We start from the raw sequence: 22,488 nt of genomic DNA on the forward strand, positions 1-22,488 counted from the left end.
TACCCTGACCACAGGTATAAAGCTATTACCCATTTAGCTAATAGACATTTGAAAAAACCAACACTATTAGGAATTTACCGACCGCATACCAAACAGGCTGAAGACAAAGATCCGGCCAAACAACCATAATTAGTATTTTCACCAATGCCCATTATTTGAAGGCTTCCCTACCACTTACGCTGCCATAGTTCAGCGAAACTATTTGCTAAGCGAAATCATTTCTTAAATATAGGCGAACATTTCAGTGCGCGCTTGCAATTTAAGTTTGTCCCTACAACTCGACTGACTCCCACACAATCTACATTCATAAAATAAATGACCGCAATGCAAAATATATATTTCTATTATTCCAAATCCGGCACTAGGATGAAATGGAATCAACGGGAACGCCCTACAGCGTAAACATAAACAACGTTAAGTATTTTAATTATAGTCGGGAGAGACGCTCATGTCGCAATATCAACAAGACATTGATAACTTCGCCACATTAAAGGCAGCACAAAACGGAACTTGGGAAGGTATCAACCCAGAATTCGCTGCACGCATGAAGGTTCAAAACCGTTTTAAAACAGGTTTAGACATTGCTCGCTATACTGCAAGCATTATGCGCAAAGACATGGCTGAATACGACGCAGATTCGTCTCAGTACACACAGTCACTAGGCTGCTGGCATGGCTTTGTAGGCCAACAGAAAATGCTTTCAGTTAAAAAGCATCAAGGCACAACAAATAAAAGCTACCTATACCTTTCAGGCTGGATGGTAGCAGCACTTCGCTCTGAGTTTGGTCCTCTACCTGACCAATCAATGCACGAGAAAACATCAGTTTCTGCACTTATTGAAGAGCTTTACACTTTTCTTCGTCAAGCAGATGCGCGTGAATTAGGCGACCTTTTCCACAAACTAGACGACGCGAAGAAAAACGGTGGCGATGTAGCTGCAATTCAAGCTGAAATCGATAACTACGAAACGCACGTAGTACCAATTATCGCTGATATCGATGCAGGTTTTGGTAACGAAGAAGCGACTTACCTTCTAGCTAAGCAAATGATTGAAGCTGGCGCGTGCTGTATTCAAATCGAAAACCAAGTGTCAGATGCGAAGCAATGTGGTCACCAAGACGGTAAAGTAACGGTTCCACACGAAGACTTCCTAGCTAAAATCAACGCAGTTCGCTATGCGTTCTTAGAACTTGGCGTAGATGAAGGTGTTATTGTTGCACGTACCGATTCACTGGGTGCAGGCCTTACTCAAAAGATCCCAGTATCTACATCAGAAGGTGACTTAGCCGCCCAGTACAACGCATTCCTTAAAACGACTGAAGTTGCAGGTGTTGAAGACCTAAGTGAAGGTGACTTAGTACTTAAGCAAGGCGGCAAACTGGTTAAACCAGAGCGTTTACCAAACGGTCTATTCCGCTTCAAAGAAGGTACAGGTTTTGACCGCGTAGTACTTGACTGTGTGACTTCACTTAAGCACGGCGCTGACTTGCTTTGGATTGAAACTGAAAAGCCACACGTTGGCCAAATTGCTGAAATGGTTAACGCTATTCGCGAACAAGTACCGAACGCAAAGCTGGTTTATAACAACTCTCCATCATTCAACTGGACGCTTAACTTCCGTCAGCAAGTATTTGATGCCTGGACAGAAGAAGGCAAAGACGTTTCTGGATATGACCGCGCGAAACTTATGTCTGCTGACTATGATGACAGCGAACTTGCAGCAGCGGCGGACGAGAAGATTAAGAGCTTCCAGGCTGACGCAGCACGTGAAGCGGGTATCTTCCATCACCTTATCACGCTTCCGACTTATCACACTGCAGCACTGTCTACTGACAACCTTGCAAAAGGTTACTTCGGTGAAGAAGGTATGCTTGCTTATGTACGCGGTGTTCAGCGTCAAGAAATTCGCCAAGGTCTAGCGTGCGTTAAGCACCAAGCGATGGCAGGTTCTGACCTAGGTGATACGCACAAAGAGTACTTCTCAGGTGAAGGTGCACTTAAAGCGTCTGGTGAAGATAACACCATGAACCAGTTCGACGTATAACGCGAACAGGCAATGAGTTAAACGGAAAGTATCCCAACCTTTCCTACAGGGCACCTTCGGGTGCCCTTTTTTGTGCACGCTATTCATTTCATTTATATTTTCTACGAAAAATAAAAGAAGCCATATTTTTCAAAACCCCATAAAAAAATTATATACACCATATTTTTCAATTACTTATTGTTATAAAAGTGCTTAAGTTAAGACTAAACGCTTATCTGACAATCAAATAAAAAAGCTTTATAATATCTATGTTTAATTAGGTTTAAAAAGAGCATTAGAATAATGAATATAGCGAAGGTCGACCTGAATTTATTGGTTTATTTAGATGTGCTGTTGCGCGAAGGAAGTGTAACCAAAGCTGCAAACCAGCTAAGCATTACTCAGCCAGCAATGAGTAATGGCTTAAAGCGCCTTCGCGATCTGTTTAAAGATCCCCTATTAGTTCGCACTAGCGATGGGATGACTCCCACCAAGCGTGCCCTTGAGCTGCAACCTATTATTCGCGATGTTCTTAGCCGATTAGAAAGCTCTATTCAGCCCGAAACTGATTTTGACCCGTTAACCAGCGACAGAACCTTCCGCATTATGACCAGTGACTATGCAGAAAGTACCTTGTTACTTGAACTCGTTGGAAGACTGGCGGATTTAGCGCCCAATATTACGCTTGACCTTATTACGCCGAGTGACGTGACGTTTCACGATGTCGAGCAAGGTAAAGTGGATATGGCAATTAACCGCTTTGATGAACTGCCTTTGTCGTTTCACCAAAAAGTTATCTGGTATGACACCTTTAGCTGTGTAATGAGTTCCGACCATCCGCTAGTAGAAAAATGCAACCTAGAAGGCTACTTGAGTGCCCAGCATATTTGGGTGAGTAAAACTGGGTTTGGCGTGGGTGTAGGTATTGATCCAAATGAAGTACAAAAATTGGGTTGGGTTGACGCAGAGCTTACAAAAATCGGAAAACAGCGTGCTATTCGCGTATTTACTCGTCATTACCACGCAGCGCTTCAGATTGCGAAAAAGCAAAAACTTATTGCTACCCTACCAAGCAAAGCGGCGCGTTTATTCAAACACGACCCAGATGTCGTAATTAAAGAGCCGCCTTTCGACATACCACCTATTGCGCTAAAAATGGCGTGGAGTGCCCTACTTCACCATGACGCAGGTCACATTTGGTTGCGCCGCTTAATCAGCGATGTAGCTAGCGAAATGAATGCGGGCTAAACATTCACAGAATATATGGCAGAAATACAAACCATAAATTAAAAAACTATCTCTATACACACTACACTGGGTGAACAGACAAATGTATAGAGGTAGTTATGCAAGGATATATTACTAGAGGCCGACTACAGGTTGCCGAACAACTCGATAACTTTATTAATGAACAGGCACTTCCTGGCACAGGCGTAGATAAAGACACCTTTTGGCAAGGTGCACAAACCCTCTTCGAAAAATTCATTCCTCAAAATCGCGCACTATTAGAAAAGCGAGAACAGCTTCAGCGCGCTATCGACGATTATCATAAAGCTGGCAACCCAGTAAATGGAAACGAATACACCGACTTCCTAAAAAGCATTGGTTACCTTGTTGAGCAGCCATCTCAAGTGAGTGCACAAACACAAAACGTAGATGCTGAAATAGCGACAATGGCAGGCCCTCAGCTAGTCGTGCCAATCAACAACGCTCGCTATGCACTTAACGCGGTAAACGCCCGTTGGGGAAGTTTGTACGACGCACTATACGGTACTGACGTCATCAGCAATGAAGGTGGAGCAGAAGCAGGAAAAAGCTACAACCCCGTACGCGGCGCCAAAGTCGTTGCGAAAGCGAAAGACTATCTAGATAGCATGATACCACTGGCAAAAGGCAGCCACGCTGACGTTACAGAGTATAAGGTTGAATCGGGTAAGCTGGCGATCACTCTTGTCGACGGCGATGAAACCACCTTAGCAAACACAGAGCAATGGCAAGGGTACCAAGGTGACATTAGCGCACCGTCAAGCCTGTTATTTGCCCACAACGGTCTACATTTTGAAATTCAACTAGACCCGACTCACCCTATTGGCGAGAGCGATGCCGCAAACGTAAAAGACGTACTGGTTGAAGCTGCATTAACCACCATTATGGACTGCGAAGATTCCGTTGCTGCTGTTGACGCTGAAGACAAAACCTTGGTGTATAGCAACTGGCTAGGCTTAATGAAAGGCTCGCTGAGCATTGAAATGACAAAAGGTGGTAAACAGTTAGTTCGTGCTATGCATGAAGATAGAAGCTATCAGCCGTCTAAACACGCTTCACAAGACAAGCTAAAAGACGGCGAATTAGTACTTTCTGGTCGAAGCCTTATGTTTGTTAGAAACGTGGGCCACCTTATGACTAACAATGCTATGCTCTTTGACGGCGAAGAAGTGCCAGAGGGGATCATGGACGGTTTAGTCACTTCACTTATCGCAAAGCATGATCTTTTAGGTAACAGCAAATTTAAAAACAGCCGCGAGGGCAGTATTTATATTGTTAAACCTAAAATGCACGGGCCAGAAGAAGTCGCATTCTCTAACGCACTGTTTGGTGCGATCGAAACAATTATCGATGTGCCAGCCAACACCCTTAAGATGGGTATAATGGATGAAGAACGCCGCACAAGTATCAACCTTCAGGCTTGTATTGCTGAGGCCACCTCACGCGTTGTGTTTATCAACACGGGTTTCTTAGACAGAACCGGTGATGAAATTCATACCTCAATGCTTGCAGGTCCTTTCGCAGAAAAAGCCGAGCTTAAGTCGATGGCCTGGATTAAGGCTTATGAAACCGCAAATGTGGCTGTAGGCCTTCGCTGCGGCCTTTCTGGCAAAGCGCAAATTGGTAAAGGCATGTGGCCAATTCCTGATGAAATGCAAAATATGATGACCGCCAAAATAGGTCACCCCAAGGCCGGTGCTAATACTGCTTGGGTTCCCTCACCTACTGCAGCGACACTGCACGCGCTTCATTACCACGATGTAAATGTGTTTGACGTTCAAAAGTCACTAGATGAAAACTTTGATGGCCTTGCTGACATACTTACCATTCCATTGTTAGAAGACGCGTCTACGCTGACTCGCGAAAGCATTAAGCGTGAAATCGACAATAACGTTCAAGGTATTTTAGGCTACGTTGTACGCTGGGTACACCAAGGTGTAGGCTGCTCGAAGGTTCCTGACATCAACGATGTTGGCTTAATGGAAGACCGCGCGACCTTGCGCATTTCATCGCAACATATCGCTAACTGGCTAGAGCACGGCATTGTAAGTGTAGATCAGGTAAAAGAGTCTTTGGCTCGTATGGCTGTCTTGGTAGATGAGCAAAATGCGGGAGACCCTGAATATATCCCAATGACACCTGATTTAGACAGCTCAATTGGCTTCTTAGCCGCAAGTGACCTTATCTTCAAAGGTAAAGAGCAACCTAGCGGTTACACTGAACCTTTATTACACGCCCGTCGCCGCGAGATGAAAGCGAAGCTTGCGGCGAGTTAATGTCAGACGTGTATTTGTTGGTTAGAATCTTAGGTTTATAATCAAGGTCACAAAGCGCGTTAGCGACACAAATGCATATAAATATGGCTCACTCTGTTAACCCAGAAGTGAGCCTTTTTTTATGGGTCGTTCCACGTTGTTCAAACAATTGCAAAGTGTGAAGGGCCAGTTGAGCTTACAGTTAAGGACACAGAACATCATTCAATGTAGCGATATAGCAACACCTTAGACTAAAGATATCGCTCTTCTTCCTTTTCAAACTTTACTGATAGTGCGCCATTAAACTACGCTTTTACTATGAGGCACTGCGTTTCGTTTTACCGCTCATTTAAAACCTTGTTCGCAACGCCTCCCTAGTTTGGAGTATGCATATGCACATAACCTCGGCAGGAATACCGAATAACCTTTTACAGGCGAACACGACACAAATTGTGCCCATCTTTTCAGGTGGAAGAACAAGGTTGAGCGCCCATATCGGCATCATAAAAGCGCTGTACGATATGAATGTTGGCTTCGATACTTTGGTTGGCGTATCTGGAGGCTCTATTATCGCGTCACTTTATGCCAAAGGTTACACAGTGGAGCAAATGCGAGAGCTCGCACTGGTTACTGATTTCAAGCAATTCACTGAATTTTCACTCGTAAGGTTGCTTCGGGAAGGCGGTCTTTCTTCTGGCGACGTATTTCAACGATGGATTGACGAACAGTTGGAAGGCGCAGTGTTTGCCGACCTACCACTCAACCTGCATATTCTGGCTACCGACGTAAACGGCGGCGGACCAGTTTTGTTCAACAAACAAACCTCTCCAGATATGAAAGTGTCAGAAGCAGTGCGGTACTCTATGTCTATACCGCTCATCTTCTCGTTCAAACCCTTTAAAGAGCACTTGCTAGTAGACGGCGCTATATTGTCTGAAGATGCGTTGTTTGAAGATTGGCGAGGCGATGGCACGCCATCAGTGTGTTTCAGGCTACAAAGCACCGAACAAAAACGCAAAGCCATTAAAAAGAATTTACTTCAACTGCCGCAATATGTCAGCATGCTTATTCGCACGTTTATGACGGCAATTTCCAGGGAGTACGTCAATGCGAAGTATTGGCACAACACGGTCGTGGTAAATACCGGGGAGATTTCCGCGGTGGATTTTTCGCTTACACCTGAAATTAAAAACACACTTTTTGAGCTCGGTTATGCAACCACGAAAGAGTTCTTGCCCAAAAAGTGTGCGGGATTTATGAGAAGCAGTGCACTTTAACGGTTTCAGAAAGTAATTATAAGTCGCTTAGTGCTTATACTTTATAAAAGTCGCGATACCAATCGACAAACGCTTTTACGCCTGTTTCAACATCGGTAGATGGCTGGTACCCAGTATCTTCAACGAGCGACGACACATCAGCATAGGTGTCTGGCACATCGCCCGGCTGCATAGGAAGAAGTTCTTTCTTCGCCTCAACCCCCAATGCACTTTCCAGCGTTTCAATGAACTTCAGAAGATGAACTGGTGTCTGCGCACCAATATTGTATACCTTATAGGGCGCCTTACTCGTACTTGGATCTGGATTGCCGCCGTCCCAATTCTCGTTAGGTTTAGCCACATTATCCAATGAGCGAATTACGCCTTCAACGATATCATCGATATAAGTGAAGTCACGACGGTGGTTACCATAGTTGTAAACCTGTATTGTTTTACCTTCCAAAATAGCTTTAGTGAACTTGAAAAGCGCCATGTCTGGACGGCCCCAAGGCCCGTAAACAGTGAAAAAGCGCAGCCCCGTTGTAGGCAAGTTGTACAGGTGACTATAAGTATGAGCCATCAGCTCGTTTGCTTTTTTAGAAGCGGCATACAAGCTAACTTGGTGATCCACATTATGCTGCTCTGAGAAAGGCATTGTTTCATTAGCGCCATAAACTGAGCTAGATGACGCATACACCAAGTGCTCGACTTTATTATGGCGACACCCTTCAAGAATATTTACAAAACCAACAATATTTGAGTCGACGTAAGCGTTAGGATTTTCAAGAGAATATCGCACACCAGCTTGAGCAGCCAAATGCACCACTCTATCAAATTTGTGCACTTCAAAAAGCGCAGCCATTTTATCGCGCTCTTCAACACCCATTTCTACGAAAGAAAACAAATCAGCAGCAGTTGATGATTTAATTTCGTCTAGACGAGCGTGCTTTAAATTCACATCGTAATAATCGTTAATGTTGTCAATCCCGACAACTTGGTCACCACGATTGATAAGGTATTGCGATACAGCTGCACCAATGAAACCAGCTGCTCCGGTGACTAAGATTTTCATTCGATTTCCTTTTTATTCGAAGTGGTAGCGACCATAAACGGTTTTAATAACTCCACGATAAACTTTTACACTCATATGAGGTATCAGGATTTTTAAGGGCATTTTTTTAATATGGCCCCGTATCATCATAACAAAAGACGAAAATTTCGTTAAAAACGAATCTAATTTGGGATGGCGTGGAATTGCCATATTCACAACAATTAGATTGAAGAAAATAGTTTCAATTTTCGAAAGCTTTGTATCGTTACCATCAAGATTTGTTCCAAATTTTTCTTTAAAGCTGCAAAAGTTGAGCTCAACTAACCTAACCGCATAAATTGCTTCCGTACGGAATCCGAGAGCTGTTGCGAATGATAAGAATTTTTCTAAATGTTCTTTATCATTCAGTGAGCAGAACAAGCATTTTAAATCCCAGAGATCTCTGAAAGGTTTTTCGTAATCCTCGTTAAAGAAAAAGTGAATGATGCAGTGTAACAATCGCCACTCTAAAGAGAGAGTTTGGCGTACACCGTCTACTCTTGCACTTTCTGCAAGTACACTTTCTATGGGTATCGATTTACCAGTGATCGGAGGAATGAGAGTGTGGTGGATATCTAATGTCGTACCTGAGGTTATGTGCCTGAAAGGAGGTAGTTCGTGTGACCATTTTCGATAATATTGCTCATCGTAATTATCTAACCTCTTTTCTCTCCATCCGTTACTTTTAAGAATACTCTCAACTTCATGAAGACATTTTTTATCGACCAAAATGTCTATATCTGACATCAATCTACCATGTGAGTTCTCGTCACTTGCGAGGATGTACGCTGCACCTTTTAAGAATATGGGGTTCACTTCTGCGTTAGATAAGAGCTTTTTCAAGCTATAGCTCTCATTCCGGACTTGCTGTGCTTGCCTTTGAGCATATATAGAAGACGAATCAAGGTGCTTTAGCGCAAAGTGCGAGCGGAGCGCAATATTATTTACAGACAAAATGTTGGCTAGAGTAGCTGTCATATCATTGAAGCGGAGCACTCTTAAAATGTCCTGCCATTTGTCATCATCGATGTCTAGCGCAAGTCGAGGACTTTCGAAAAGGTTAATAATTTCTTGAGGAGTAATATTGAGCTTCATCTAATTATCTTATGTAGGGTAGACTCAATATCGTCAAAATCAGAATAGGTTATTGCATACGCTTCGGCATCACTCGCAATAGTACATAATTTCTTGAACGCGATATCTCCCAAAATACTATAGTTGAAACTATTTCTGATCAAAATCGATAAGGCTTGCGTCATGTTAAGACTAAGGATTTCAACTTCTGAATCTTTTCTGTATTTTGGCGTAACAACACCAGCAATCTTTGCTGGCTGTAAAGAGTTAAAATGTAGTCTATTCATCGTTTTGACGTGCGCTATATCTCCTTTTTGTGTCCCTTTAGTAACACAAGAAAACATCGCATTTGGAAAAGCCGAGCGGATAATATCAATAGAGTTATTTTTTAATGATGCAGGCCTAAAGAGCGGCGAAACAAAGCCACTAGCTATATCGATAACTGCAAATTCATCTGAGAACAAATTCCAAGACTTTAATCCTAAATAGGCCGAAAGTGTGCTTTTTCCCGAGCCTTGGGAAGCAGGGAAAATAATAGCTTTTCCATTCTTCTCTACAACGGACGCATGAATCAAAATTTTACTGTGATCATAGCTTCCGATACACCAATTCATTGCCCATTCAACGGATGGCAGGCACTTGTCATAAGCGACTGGATTAAAAATTCGCTGCCCATCTAGCATAAAGATTTTCTGACGTCGAAAAAACCTTCTTATAAAACTGCTAGTTTCTAAATCAATAGTAAAGTCTATGCTCTCATTAACTTCCGAACGATGTTCACTTTCATAGAGCTTGTACAGCTCTCTCTTTACATAATTAGGCAAGTTAAAAAATTGAAAGTTAAAGTCACCGATATTAACTATCAAGAAGTTGCCTCTTTAAATATCCATTTGATGACAATGCTTCGAGAATTACACTTACTGTGTCATCTTTCGAAGAGCGCTGAAAACTCTTCACCCAATCAACTTGGCCTTCCAAGAAGACTAAACATGAAAGATTAGGGTGAGTAAAAAAGCTTGTTTCGCCTGTTGTTAATTCAAAAAAAGCGATGCCAGAAAAATCTGGCATCGCGTAATGAATATATTGCTCTTTTAACATTTATCGCAATTTAGCGATTAACAGTTTAACGAAGTTATGCCAACCGGTATTTTCGATGTGTCACCTGAAGCAATACCTGATGAAGAATCTGACCAATATTGATTACCGATTTCAGTGGACAACGCGCTATCAAGAGGTTTCGACCAGCGAGGTGACGACATTTTATTTTCCAAACCATGTTCTACACACATCGAGCCCCAGAAATCTTCCACAAGAAGCTCTGCTGAAGAGTTTAATATTTTGTCCCAATCGGCTAGTCCGAAATAGATGTTCAGATACATCGCAGCCAAATCCATTTTACTATCACCCGTGTCATCTTTGTCAAAGACTTCAGCAATATTAAAACTAATTTGTTCCACCGTAGAGCCATCTCCAAATGTCACTTGGGTGGTTGATAAGAAATGTGCCATACCTTTGACATAACTATTTAGAGTAGAGCTCGAATGGTGTGAGCCAAAGATTTTTTTAATTTTCTTTTTTGCTTTCCAATGACTACTACAAGCAGATGATTTTGTTAATTTTTTCCAGGTACCAGGGGACCAGCCGCCGGTAATCTCAGGAACGGAACAAGTAACATTTATGACTTTCGAGCCACCAGATATACCAGAAGCGTTACAGGCCCCCCAAACTGAAGTAGATGGAAGAACAGTGATACCCGCGACCGCTCCTGTGGTCTTAATAAATTTGCGTCGACTATTGTTAGCTTGATTGTTCACAAATTACTCCAAAAATTCAGTGACTTCTGCTTATTTCATTACAGGAAAGCAAGAATCGCTCCATAAAAAAAGCACTTATTATTTAGCTGGTTACATCCGCACTGTGTCATTATTGTTAAAAAAGCTGACACAAGTTTACTCTGTACACTTTTACAAAACTAACACGCAAATCATAATACATTTGCTTTCAGCAAAGCTATACTTACTCTACATAATTATAATCTTACAGGTTCATCAGTGCTAATTGAAGAGTTAAAAAGTCTTGTTAAAGAAAATGCCGACGTACTTCCTTACTCAGAATCAAATACTTCGGGAACTGAAGGCTTCAAGAGGGATGTGGCTTGTATAGTCCGGCCCATCACATTGGGTGTTATTCAAGAACTCATCAAGTTTGCAGGCAGCGTAGTTAATACTCCGAACCAGTTTTCATTGTACCCGATTAGTTCTGGGAAAAACTGGGGTTATGGCTCTCTATGCCGAGTACAGTTGAAGAAAAAGTGGTGCTTCTAGACCTTTGTGCACTAAACGACATTACTTATTTCGACGAAGAGAATGGTGTCATTTCTATTCAGCCTGGCGTTACTCAAAGCGCTCTATTTGAATACTTGTCCTCCAAACAAACTTCATACATGGTTCCGGTTACGGGCGCTGGTCCAACGACAAGTATTTTAAGTAACGCTCTCGAGCGTGGCTATGGTATTACGCCGATCGCTGACCACTTCACCTCAGTGATGTCGATAAAAGGATTTTTGGCAGATGGAAGCTTCTACCAGTCCTCTCTCCAATGCATGAGCGATATGGCCAATGGTGATAATAGTGAATGTTATGTAGATAAAACATTTAAATGGAAACACGGCCCTTATCTCGACGGAATTTTCACTCAATCTGGAAACATGATTGTAACCGAAATAACCCTTTCATTAGCTCGTGTAAAACCTGCGTTTGACTCTTTTTATATGCGCTTTTTCGATAAAGAAAGTTTCAATAACGCTTATGCGGTTGTGAAAGAAATTTTCCACAATTTAGAAGGCGTTGTAGGGTCAATAAATTTGATGGATAAAAGGCGTGTCGCCGCGATGGTCGCAGACAACCCCCAAGGCTGTGGTAACCATAAAGTAATGACAGATGAACAAGTAGACGCAATTTCTAAATATTACGATGTACCTGAATGGACATTAGTAGGAACGGTCTACGGCACACATTCGGTAGCAAAGGCTGCAAAAAGTGATATCAAAAAAATTGCAAAAGAAAAAGCCGATCAAGTTCTGTTCTCTAGCGACCTATTGGTTAGATTAGGTCAAGTTGTTACTAAAAGGCTTAGCCTTCCGATATTAGATAGTGCAAGAGAGCAACTTGAAAAGCTCTCTGCGGGAATGGAGGTAATGCAAGGCAAGCCCAGTCAGGTTGCTTTACCTCTAGCTTATTGGCGCAACCCTAGAGTTCGACCAGATAAGTCACGATTGATGAACCCCGCAAAAGACGGTTGTGGTCTGCTTTGGTACGCCCCTCTCGTACCAGCTAAAGTAAGCTCAATGAAAGCTTTTATTGAAATGGTTCGAAGTATTACCCCCAAATATAATATTGAACCCATGATAACCTTTACAAACCTTAGTGGGATTACGACTGACAGCACTATCCCAATTGTGTTTGATTTAGAAAATCCGCAAGCAGTAGAAGATGCACACGCATGCTTACAGGCATTGTTTGATGAGGGCTTGAAACAGGGGTTCATCCCTTACCGATTAAACATTCAACAGCAATTAGAACTAAATGCTAACAGTACGTTTTGGAAAACGGCCGGGAAAATCGCTCACGCATTAGATCCTGCTGGCATTATAAGTCCAGACAGATACAACCCTTATAAACCCTAATACTTTACGTCATTTTTATTAAGTATTGCCATAACGTGTTTAACTGGGATTGCGTAACTAATTCCACTTGGAGATGAAAGAGCTGCTTCTTTGCCCTGGCTTACAAAGACTTTATTAATCACACCCACCAAATGCCCTGTCTCTATATTATAAACAGGGCTACCTGAATTACCTGGAAATGCTGTGGCGTCGAGTTGATATACGAGTTCAGGCTTTTTTAGTCTCTTGAGCATTGAGACTGTCAACTGATCTGCATTCCTCGCAGGTATCGCATCAGGCGTAATAGCTGATATTAGTCCTTTGTGCGTAGCAGGATAAAGTCCAATTGCAGCACCTAATGGAAACCCAGTAAAAGCAATTTCATTGCCTGGCTTCAATAAAGTTTCGCTTCCCATTTTTAATGGCTTTAGTTCATTACTGATTTTCAATAGCGCTAAATCATGAACAGGATCGATATCGACAATTTCTGCTTTTTGAGCAGTGACGTTTCGACCTTCACCGTGAATAGCAACATAGTGTTGCACAATTTGGGGATCTAGAATTTTTGAAACCACATGATAATTGGTTATGACCCATTTACCGTTGCCAACTACAAAGCCAGTACCAAGAACTTGATTACCATCACTTTCCAGTGGTGTATACAAACCGATAGCAACGACAGAATCCGTTGTCTCAGACACTATATCAACAAACGAATAACTTGCATTTGCACTTAAAAAAGGTGAAAAAAATAGAGATGTAAAAACCAGTAATACGTTGGAATAGTGCGATAAATAGGACATGATTGACGAATCTCTTTTTTTACAAGGTAGCAACATGGAATTGTTAAAGCATATAGTGCTTTTCTTTATATCTCCATTAAACTTAGCTATTTCATTCTTCGCAATTGGAATGCTTCTATCACGAAGAAAACCATACTTCGGCAAGACTTTTAAATTAATGTCACTCGCTACCTTTTTCCTTTTCTCTCAACCATATGTGAGTGACTTACTTCTCTACCCTCTAGAGCACAAGCATCACTACCCGAACACACAATCCGACGGAGACAAACCAGACTATATTTTAGTTCTTGCATGTTACTATAGCACTTTTGGAAACGTCCCTGATACGAGTAGATGGACTGAATGCTCATTGCAGCGAAACATAGAGGCTTTAAAGCTTCATAGAAAGTCAGGTGCTCCAATTTTAATTACCGGAGGCAACTTTCTTCACGATTCAAACGTTAATTATTCTGAAAAAGCCAGAGAGTTTTTCGAGGAATTGGGCGTTAGTAAAGATAAGATAATTATCACCAAGTTAGGCACTGATACGGAAGAAGAGGTTTTGTCGGCCCTTCCCTATATCGCTGGCGCAAAAACTTGGGTAGTCTCGTCAGCAACACATATTTATCGTTTAGAAAACTTGTTTAGCTTTTACAATTGTGTCGGTGAATTTTTTCCAGTCAACCACCATTCTAAAGGACTTCTAACCCCATACCTTGCATTTCCTTCCGCCTCAGCGCTATCAAAAAGCGAACTCGCTTTTTATGAATACCTAGCTCTCATGAAGCAAAAACTAATTTCTAATACAGTGAATTAGTATTACGTATAAAGTCTATGTAATTTAATGTTAAAACTCTGCTAGACTGAATAAAAAGTATCGGATATCGCTTCATCTATGGTTAAAAGTAAAAAACAAACCCTGCTCGAGAAGTTAGGGACTATAGTTGGTGAGAAAAGTAAAATTGGAAAGCTGATTTCAGGGTATAGGAAGCTGGAAGAGGCTAACTACATTTCAAGTCATTTTTCGGCATATTTGGCGCCTGTTGTTGCGAGTTCTAAAGAGTTGAAAAATGATGTTTTTACGATAAGACATGAAGTGTATTGTGAAGAACTTGGATTTGAGCCAATAAAAGAGAGTGGTTTAGAGTTTGATGAATTCGACAGCTTTTCACTTCACTGCTTAATACAGCACCATAAAAGTAAGCATTTTGCGGGCACTGTAAGAATGGTGAGGCCCATGGAGCCCGATGAACAACTTCCAATAGAAAAGTATTGCCTAAACTCCATCACGCGAAAAGATTTAGACCCCTCTCAGTTTGACCGCAAAGATATTTGTGAAATATCGCGATTAGCTGTTCCTAAAGAGTTTCGTCGACGTGTAATGGATAAATTCGCAGGGGCTGGAGTGGCAGTTATCAACGAGCACACATACTCTGAAAAAGAAGTTCGCTGCTTTCCTTTTATTGCAGTTGGGCTTTACCTCGCTGCTGCAGCGCTCGCAATCGAAGAAGATATCAAACACGCTTATGTAATGATGGAGCCGCGTCTAGCGCGAAGTATGAAGTTCATTGGTATTAAGTTCGAACAAATTGGCCCAGTAGTCGAATATCACGGTAAACGCGCACCTTATTATATCAATCAAAACTTGCTTAGAAAGAGCCTTCGCCCTGGCTTTGCAAAGATGCTTGCAGATATATTGAATTCAATAGAAAAGCAAGATTTTTGATTTGTGGGGGTGCCCACTTTCCATAAATTGAGACAAACTTAATTGGAGTTTTCTGCGATGATTAATGCAGGAGACAACTTTGAAAAAATCACGCTACCAGCAGTGCTGACCCACCATAGTTGAGAATCCAAATACGGTGATATAGAAGAGTCTGGCTTCAAACGATTGAACAAGCTTTAAGCAGAAAATGCCAGATTTATTGAATCTGAGGCGCAGAGCTAAACAAGCACTACCCAAACGAATAGCCAAGTCGTATACGTGTTAAAGCAGTTAAGGGCTGAACATGGACTGCCAACTCAGCTGCGTATGGACAGCCACATCTAAGCTTTGGAATGAAAACACCTAATTAAGTGCATAACGAAAAAAGCCAGTGAGCTGAGTCACTGGCTTTTGAAAAACCGTCAACATATTTTCGGACGGGACAGCTATGTCTGCTATTACTTGCGACGGCGAAGGAAACCCATACCTACAAGCGCTAGACCAAAAACACCTAACGTTGCAGGCGCTGGTACAACATTAGTGCTCAAATTACCTGCGTTACCTTGCGCAATTGTAATAATGTCACCGTTAACCGCTTGGAAAGTTGAAGATAGGCTGAACGCGACAGCATCAAAGAAATCAGTTAAGCCTTCTTGAGTTACCTTGTTACTAACAATATTGCCGTTTGCAATACCTTCACCTGGTGCTGGGTCCGCAATGTCTATACCAGCAACCAATTCACCATCTAAGAGACCACCGTAACTTAGGTTTTGCACAGTAATTTCTGGAGAATATTCAAGTTCGCTAAACGAGCCAGACATGAAAAGTGTGTCGTTAATTTCATCAATAAAACCCGCTGCACCAGCAGTTAGGCTCATACGGTCTGTAGATGCAAAGTCGCCAGGAAGAGAGCCTGAATACGCATCAATGATGTAAAGATCAAAAAACGAACCATCTGGGTCCAATGTCAAAGACTGCTGAGGTTGACCTGTGAAAGGGTTTAAGATTGTAGTTTCAATAACCGACAAGCCGCCAAAGTTAAATGCCAGTGTACAAGATGGGCATAAAAACTCGCCTGCACTTCCTGAACTTAGCGTACCGAAACCCGTAAGTTGAAGACCAACAAAATCAGTGAAATCACCAGTATATGCTGTTCCCAAATTAACCAAATTACCCGATTGGTCTTGGAAATACTGTAGGAAGTTAAGGGTAGTAACTACGTTACCTGTACCGTTAACTGCACTTGGCTCTACTGGCTCTGGAACCGAAACACCACCTGGAAGTAGAATTGGATCGGCCGCTGCTGTAAATGACATTGCTAACGTTGCTGCTACTGCTAATTTCTTAAACATGATGTTCTCCATTGTTTAACCGCTTTTCGGTTTCCCTTGTACTTGCTAGTTACGTGCCAATTTTTAAGACATTGATTTAATGTACTTTTTTCTCATGGAGAAATTTACCACTGTAATCTTGTAAAAAAACCAGACACTTAATTAAGTAGGCTTAACAACGAAGACTTCCTATCCGTAAGATCTTTATCAACAGTCTTAGTCTGCTCAAGAATTTTTCGAGCCTCCTCAATTTTGTTGAGTCTGATCTTTGCCTCGGCCAGATTTAAAAGTGAACCCGCAAAGACTCTAGCCCCCATTTCAAGCCCTTTCTCAAAAGTACTCTCTAACTTTTTATATTGATGAGTCGCAAGGTATATACTGCTGGCGGTCGACAGCACATTTCCATTTTTGTATCCATTTTCTAACTTTAGAGCATCTTGGATATATTTTTCTGCCATCTCAAAACTCTCTGCCTCAAAATATAACCAGGCTAAATTGTTAAAAACGACAACATCTTTTACACCGCTATCTATAAGTGCCTTATATTGGTTTATAGCTTCGGTAGCGTTCACTGAAAGTAAGGCATCAGCATAGTAACGCTTTAGGATAGAATCTGATGGGGTCAACTCTAGTGAGGATTTGAGGTAGTCTAATGCCTCGCTTTCTTTTCCCATAGCTTTTAATGCCGCCAACCTGTTGCTAAGCAATTTTGCACTGGGCGCTAACTGATAAGCTTTTTCAAATAACTCCAAGGCTTTGGCAAAATTATCATTCTGAAGTTCTAGACGAGCCATTGAATTCCAATAGCCTGATGAGGATACGAAATCCTGTTCATTAATGCCACTTAGAAGGACTTTTGCATTGGTCGAATTGCCTACTGCCAATTCAAAATGAGAACGAAGCAATTTTGCATCAGCACTATTGGCAAATTTTTGATGTGCTTTTCTCGAGACAGTCAACGCTGAACCGATATTCTTTTCCAGCTCAAGAATATTGCATAATTGGACATACGCCTCTAATGGCGCATCAAACGAATTGATCCAATCATTTAAATCATTTTTGGCCTGACTAAAATCACCGACCCTAAGATTGATACTTGAGCGTGATAGGTAGAAAAAGTCATCTTTATTTTCTTTCGTTATACGATTAAGCTCTTTCAACGCTGCTCTGTAATCACCTTTATCAATTAAAGACGATAAGTAAAGTTTCCAGCCACTCTCTGCAGGTTTGTTTTCATATAACCTTGAAAAGTACTGAATGTTGCTGTCCGTATCACCGATTTCGCGGTTTAAAACATATAGAATAGGCTCAAACTCAGATTGTTCATTGAATGACTCTATAAAGTTTTTCACCTCATTTCTCGCATTCTCATATTCATTTTTCTGAAGGTGAAAGGCGACAGATAGAACTACTGGAACTCTATGGTCAGATTTGATGGTTCTCAAAAGTTTTGCCGCTTCTAGTGATTCATCGAACTTTCCTTGTTTAAATAGCGATTGCGCTAAAACTGAAAGCAAAGCCGTGTTGTTCGGTTCGCTTTTTAACCCCTCTTTAGCGACCTCCTCTGCTTGCTCAAGCTCGTTACTTCTGAAGTGAGCGAAAGCTAAAAGATATGTAGCATCGGCTGGTTGATTGTTGAGCCGAAGATTTTCCGTAAGTTGAGATTTAACAATTTCTTCGTTTCCGAATTTTAGATTCCAATAAGCGCTTTCAGCACTGGTAAGATCTTCGCTTTCATTGACTTTACTAAGAATACTCTCTTTAAGTTCAGCCATTAAACCGCTGTAACTGGCGCCTGAGAAAGTTTCAGCAAGAGCTTTCTTTTCATCAAATGAGAACTTTTCTACATCATAGTCCCCGAGGTCAATATCGTAACCAAGCTTAGCTCTTGTAAGCATTTCTATTTGTTGAATTTGCCCAGTCTTTCTATAGGAGTTAGGTAACTTTTCTAGGGCACGAAAAGCCGCTTCAAACGCCCCCTCTTTAAAAGAGGCAACGGCATATACATAATTCAATCGGCTTGACTCAAGACGCTCTTTAATTGCTGCTTCAGCATGTTTCTTTGCACTACTGTAATCCGCTTTAGCTAGTGCAACTTCTGCGTCCAATAAAGAAATTACGGGGTGACTATTAACCTTAGTTTTTAGATTTGTGAGTTCTTTCGCTGCATGTTCTATTTCATTTGAAAGGACGAGACTATTTATTAAATAAACTTCAACCTTAAAAGTTGAAGGTTTTACATATAGATATGACTCAAAATTTTTTGAGGCTTCTTGAAAATCACGCTTTAAAAAGGCTAACCTCCCCTTTAAAAGCAGGGCGCTAGGCTGAAGTGAGTCTTGGTTTAATTTATTGATAAGGGCGTATGCATCTTCATATTTACCTTTCGAGGCCAGTCGATAAGACTCAAATGTAGTCACTAAATCAACGTCAGTTACCTTGTTTTTAACCATTGTGTTTGCGTTTACAGACTCGCCTAACTCAATGTAACTCAACGCAATGTTTAAGGCAGTTTTTTCATCAACTTTATCTACAAGTGTTTCATGCAAATCTACTAATAGTATAACCCCTTCGAAATCAAATTGGCTGAATAAGCTATTTATCATGCCCTCTAACGCTTTACCACTTTCAGGGTCAAGCTCTACTGCTTTTGAATATTCTTTTTCTGCTGTGGCATAATCACCAAGAATCATATATAGGTCAGCAACTTTGCGACGCAAATCGCTATCACTCGGCTGCATTGATATCGCACTTTTATACTCTAAAACTGCTTCTCTAAAGTCACCCTTTGCAGTTAAGGTTTCTGCTTCGGTAATGATTTCTTCAACAGCTTTTGGCGAACAAGCTAAAAGACCGGTTATGGTTATCGCTAAAAAGCACTTCCTACGAATATCTCTGCGCATGCCTACTGTCCTCAATCCTGAATTTTTTTGTTTGAATATGAAACATATTAACCATTCCCAGACTAAATTAATATACAATCCAGTGCTTGTTGTTAAGGAAGTCTAGGACAAAGGTAGGTTCTTACGATTACCAGTCCGCGAATTAACTATTTCGGAGTCTTAAATTGGAAACTACTAGTATCTTTAGTCCTTCGTCTGTTGATTGCCTAGTAGAAAAAGTGTCTAACATTTTCAATGAATCTGACCCTAGTAGCTTTTTTCTTGGTAAACAATGGATAACTTCTTGGCTTAGTGTTCTGGATGAACTTCCTGATATTTACATTTTCAAAAATGACGATGAAATTATTGGATTTGCCCTTCTTTCCAGAAAAAAAGCGCTAACGTTTCCACCGCTGTATGAAGGCTTTTTAAATCAAAAAGGTCAATCCCATTTTGACCAAGTATGGATCGAATATAATGGGATAATATGCAGGAAGGAAAAGACCTACGAATGCATTTCTGCACTGTTGACAGCTTTTTTCAAAAATAAGCGTAATCAACGCTTAACTGTTTCGATGACTACAGATTTCGAGTGTTGGCAAAATGCGATTTCAGAAGCAGGCTATACTTCTGAGAATACTGAAGTTTTAGGCTACAAATCTGATTTAACACTCTGGCAAAATGAGCTCGAAAAGTTTGAGTTTATTTCAAAGAACACTCATTCTCAATTAAAGCGTTCTATCAACACCATAGAGAAAAATTTAGGGAAAATTTCTTTTGCTTTTGCTTCAAAAGATAATATTTTGAATTACTTTTTCGAACTGGGGGCGCTTCACAAAAAACGTTGGAATGACTCTGAAGAGGGAAGCGGATTTGATAACCAGTTTTTTGTTCAACATCATGTAAACTTTTTGACAAGAAATAGCCAGAACATTGATCTTGTAAAAGTAAGCGCAGGCAAAGAAACTCTGGGCTATGTTTATAATATAAAGTTTGAGAAGACGGTATACTTCTACTGTTCAGGCCTTAACTATGACATCACTCATAAACACATTAAGCCAGGGTATACAATCCATCACGAATTAATGAAACACTATCGAAAATTGGGCTATCTCTGGTATGACTTTTTAGGAGGTTACGCACGCTATAAGGATAGTTTGAGTAGCGCCAAGTATCAGTTCAAAACACTTACCATTTATCGCTCTAGCAGGCAGTTAAAACTGACTAGAATTGCGAAAAAACTTATATCTTTTTTAACACTTTAGCAGGGTTCCCACCTACTATAACCCCCGCAGGCACATCATCAATAACTACAGAACCTGCTGCTACCACACTTCCTCTGCCAATATTGGCCATAACCAGTGCACCGTTGCCCAACCAACAGTTCTCTCCTACAGAGACTTTGGTAAAAACGCCGCCCTGATCTTTTATCGGCTTTTCTGGGTCAGAAAAATTATGTTGTCCTTTGCCACTCATAATGTGCACACCGCTTCCCAACAAAGTATTTTTCCCAATTGCGCATTTACCAATGTTACATTGCGGCCCTATGTACACCCCCTCGTCAATCTCAGTATCTTGTTGTGAAAACAACGTGGCAAAACCGATGAGAACGTTTGGCGCACACGAGGTCATGACAAACCGATAAAAGCCCGAACGTAAATAACACCCTAGTTTACCGGGTATAAGCGATAGCAGCTGGCTAAAAGAGGAAAGCAGCGAGTCTTTGTTTACCACAATAGACAGCATTAAATACATAAGCGTGAAAGGAAACATTACAAGTGCACAAAGGGCAAAAAAACTCTTCTTAATTATTGATTTCATATTCGTGCCATTGCCACTTTCAACGGGCTCAGTTGTTGTTCCCAGCTATATTCGCTAACTATTGCTTGATAGCTACGTTGTGCTTTATGTTGTGATAGCTCTAAGTTCTCAATACTTTCCACGCATGCAGCTACAAAGCTGTCTACATCATTTACTATCCACATGTTGTCAGCATTGGCAAACGAGATCCCTTCAGCTCCCATAGACGTGGTTATTATCGGTAGTTTACATGCTGCCGCTTGAAGGACTTTGTTCTGCACGCCCCTTGCCAACCTAAATGGCGCAACAAACGCATGAGCTTGGTGAAAATAAGGCAATATATCATCGACAAAGCCCGTGACATCTATACCATCGCGGCCTGACAACGCTTTTATTTCTTCAACAGGGTTCATACCACCGACAGTAAACTTTGCATTGGGCGCTTTTTCACGAATGAGTGGCCAGCAATTTTTAACAAACCAAAGTACCGCGTCTACATTAGGTTTGTAGTCCATCACGCCCGTGAACAAGAAATGCGGCGCAGTGCTTATTGTCGCCGCGCAAGGCTGTGCTTTCGCTGGATAAAACGCATCGAAGTCTAATCCGTTTCCAAGCACGGTTATCGCTTTCGATGCGTCTACTGAAGAATTAAATAGCTGCGCCTCTTCCCTTGCAATCAAAAAGCACTCATCAAACCGTTGGTTTGTTTTAGCCTCAAGCTTTTTTATACCCTTGCTTTCACGCCGGTATACGCAGCGCATTAAGAAGGAAGAAGAATCTGCGTATTGCGCCCACTTGTCTGAATCAACGTCCATGAAGTCCATAAACAAGCGACAATGGGTAGTGTTGTAATAAGGCGAGTTGAAGATGTAATAGCTTAAACTCGACGCGGTCAACAGCAGCGCATCCTTACCCTCTTTCAGTTTTTCATCAATAACATGTTGAAGTGCTTTTGAGTAAAACGCCCCAACACTTATGGGCAAACCTTGCAGTAAGGCCGAAGCATAACGCGTGAATTTACTACCTAACTGATAAGAGTTAACCGAAATTCCAAGATGCTTGGCTAACGCTTCGGCATTTTTCTTATCTTCTGCTGTTTCTATGAGAGAAAAAACTTCGACTTCGTACCCTAAGCGATTTAGAAATTCAATTTGATGATATGTTCTAAGTTTTTCGCCCTTATTTGGGGGATACGGTACTCGTTGCGACAACACGCAAACTTTCGACATCAGCGCCTTCCAAGCTATATTTAGTGTTTTTATTTGTCCTGTAGTCATACTACTTCGAAGCAAATATAAGGTCAAAGTAACAAATTAGTGATGAAGGCTACACAAGTGGCAATTCCATTGGCATACTAGAG

Annotated in this window: 18 protein-coding genes; 8 read left to right on the top strand and 10 right to left on the bottom strand. The window is 41.4% G+C overall.

The features are described from left to right. Positions 1–448 precede the first annotated feature (448 nt). The 4 genes from ACX5KA_RS02605 (at position 449) to ACX5KA_RS02620 (ending at position 6,821) form a co-directional block, all read left to right on the top strand. A complete protein-coding gene (locus ACX5KA_RS02605; protein ID WP_458730331.1) occupies positions 449–2,044 on the top strand; it encodes an isocitrate lyase in 1,596 nt (531 codons plus the stop codon). Between the two features lie 282 nt (positions 2,045–2,326). Further along, positions 2,327–3,271, top strand: a complete 945-nt coding sequence (locus ACX5KA_RS02610; protein WP_014950208.1) for a LysR family transcriptional regulator — start codon at positions 2,327–2,329, stop codon at positions 3,269–3,271. A gap of 98 nt (positions 3,272–3,369) precedes the next feature. After that, a complete protein-coding gene (locus ACX5KA_RS02615; protein WP_458730332.1) occupies positions 3,370–5,565 on the top strand; it encodes a malate synthase G in 2,196 nt (731 codons plus the stop codon). A 371-nt stretch (positions 5,566–5,936) separates the two neighbouring features. Then, complete coding sequence (locus tag ACX5KA_RS02620; RefSeq protein WP_458730333.1) at positions 5,937–6,821, top strand: patatin-like phospholipase family protein; 885 nt, start codon at positions 5,937–5,939, stop codon at positions 6,819–6,821. 34 nt (positions 6,822–6,855) lie between these two features. Here ACX5KA_RS02620 and ACX5KA_RS02625 read toward each other — a convergent pair whose 3' ends face one another. The 5 genes from ACX5KA_RS02625 to ACX5KA_RS02645 are packed head-to-tail and all read right to left on the bottom strand — an operon-like array spanning position 6,856 to position 10,778. Then, positions 6,856–7,872, bottom strand: coding sequence for an NAD-dependent epimerase (locus tag ACX5KA_RS02625; protein WP_458730334.1), 1,017 nt, complete (start codon positions 7,870–7,872; stop codon positions 6,856–6,858). 12 nt (positions 7,873–7,884) lie between these two features. Continuing rightward, positions 7,885–8,985 (bottom strand): nucleotidyltransferase family protein, encoded by a 1,101-nt coding sequence (locus ACX5KA_RS02630; RefSeq protein ID WP_458730335.1) that lies wholly within the window; start codon positions 8,983–8,985, stop codon positions 7,885–7,887. Beyond that, complete coding sequence (locus ACX5KA_RS02635) at positions 8,982–9,830, bottom strand: HprK-related kinase A (protein WP_458730336.1); 849 nt, start codon at positions 9,828–9,830, stop codon at positions 8,982–8,984. Before ACX5KA_RS02635 ends, ACX5KA_RS02630 begins: the two co-directional genes overlap by 4 nt. Next, a complete protein-coding gene (locus ACX5KA_RS02640; protein ID WP_014977063.1) occupies positions 9,820–10,062 on the bottom strand; it encodes a hypothetical protein in 243 nt (80 codons plus the stop codon). Before ACX5KA_RS02640 ends, ACX5KA_RS02635 begins: the two co-directional genes overlap by 11 nt. Before the next feature lie 17 nt (positions 10,063–10,079). After that, positions 10,080–10,778, bottom strand: coding sequence for a hypothetical protein (locus ACX5KA_RS02645; RefSeq protein ID WP_014977064.1), 699 nt, complete (start codon positions 10,776–10,778; stop codon positions 10,080–10,082). A 473-nt stretch (positions 10,779–11,251) separates the two neighbouring features. Here ACX5KA_RS02645 and ACX5KA_RS02650 point away from each other — a divergent pair, with 473 nt between their 5' ends. After that, the gene (locus ACX5KA_RS02650) at positions 11,252–12,649 is read left to right on the top strand and encodes an FAD-binding protein (protein ID WP_458730337.1); all 1,398 of its coding nucleotides are present in this window, start codon (positions 11,252–11,254) and stop codon (positions 12,647–12,649) included. On the opposite strand, the gene ACX5KA_RS02655 is transcribed toward ACX5KA_RS02650, so the two are convergent. Next, positions 12,646–13,431 (bottom strand): S1 family peptidase, encoded by a 786-nt coding sequence (locus ACX5KA_RS02655; RefSeq protein WP_014950216.1) that lies wholly within the window; start codon positions 13,429–13,431, stop codon positions 12,646–12,648. The genes ACX5KA_RS02650 and ACX5KA_RS02655 overlap by 4 nt on opposite strands. A 34-nt stretch (positions 13,432–13,465) precedes the next feature. Between ACX5KA_RS02655 and ACX5KA_RS02660 the strand changes: the two genes are divergently transcribed. After that, positions 13,466–14,227 carry a YdcF family protein gene (locus tag ACX5KA_RS02660; protein WP_283625612.1) on the top strand — a complete coding sequence of 254 codons (762 nt, stop codon included), beginning with the start codon at positions 13,466–13,468 and terminating at the stop codon, positions 14,225–14,227. Positions 14,228–14,305: 78 nt separating this feature from the next. Next, positions 14,306–15,136, top strand: coding sequence for a PEP-CTERM/exosortase system-associated acyltransferase (locus ACX5KA_RS02665; protein WP_061486215.1), 831 nt, complete (start codon positions 14,306–14,308; stop codon positions 15,134–15,136). 437 nt (positions 15,137–15,573) lie between these two features. Here the strand turns inward: ACX5KA_RS02665 and ACX5KA_RS02670 are convergent, their stop codons facing one another. Further along, a complete protein-coding gene (locus tag ACX5KA_RS02670; RefSeq protein WP_190322192.1) occupies positions 15,574–16,467 on the bottom strand; it encodes a PEP-CTERM sorting domain-containing protein in 894 nt (297 codons plus the stop codon). A gap of 137 nt (positions 16,468–16,604) precedes the next feature. After that, positions 16,605–19,349, bottom strand: a complete 2,745-nt coding sequence (locus ACX5KA_RS02675; RefSeq protein ID WP_150140916.1) for a tetratricopeptide repeat protein — start codon at positions 19,347–19,349, stop codon at positions 16,605–16,607. A gap of 164 nt (positions 19,350–19,513) precedes the next feature. On the opposite strand from ACX5KA_RS02675, the gene ACX5KA_RS02680 reads away from it, so the two are divergent. Beyond that, positions 19,514–20,593 (top strand): GNAT family N-acetyltransferase, encoded by a 1,080-nt coding sequence (locus ACX5KA_RS02680; protein ID WP_150140914.1) that lies wholly within the window; start codon positions 19,514–19,516, stop codon positions 20,591–20,593. On the opposite strand, the gene ACX5KA_RS02685 is transcribed toward ACX5KA_RS02680, so the two are convergent. Next, complete coding sequence (locus tag ACX5KA_RS02685) at positions 20,571–21,149, bottom strand: acyltransferase (RefSeq protein WP_150140912.1); 579 nt, start codon at positions 21,147–21,149, stop codon at positions 20,571–20,573. The two genes, ACX5KA_RS02680 and ACX5KA_RS02685, sit on opposite strands and share 23 nt — an antisense overlap. Further along, positions 21,146–22,357, bottom strand: a complete 1,212-nt coding sequence (locus tag ACX5KA_RS02690) for a TIGR03087 family PEP-CTERM/XrtA system glycosyltransferase (RefSeq protein WP_458730338.1) — start codon at positions 22,355–22,357, stop codon at positions 21,146–21,148. Before ACX5KA_RS02690 ends, ACX5KA_RS02685 begins: the two co-directional genes overlap by 4 nt. Positions 22,358–22,488: the final 131 nt, after the last annotated feature.

The organism is Alteromonas alvinellae, from assembly GCF_902705805.1.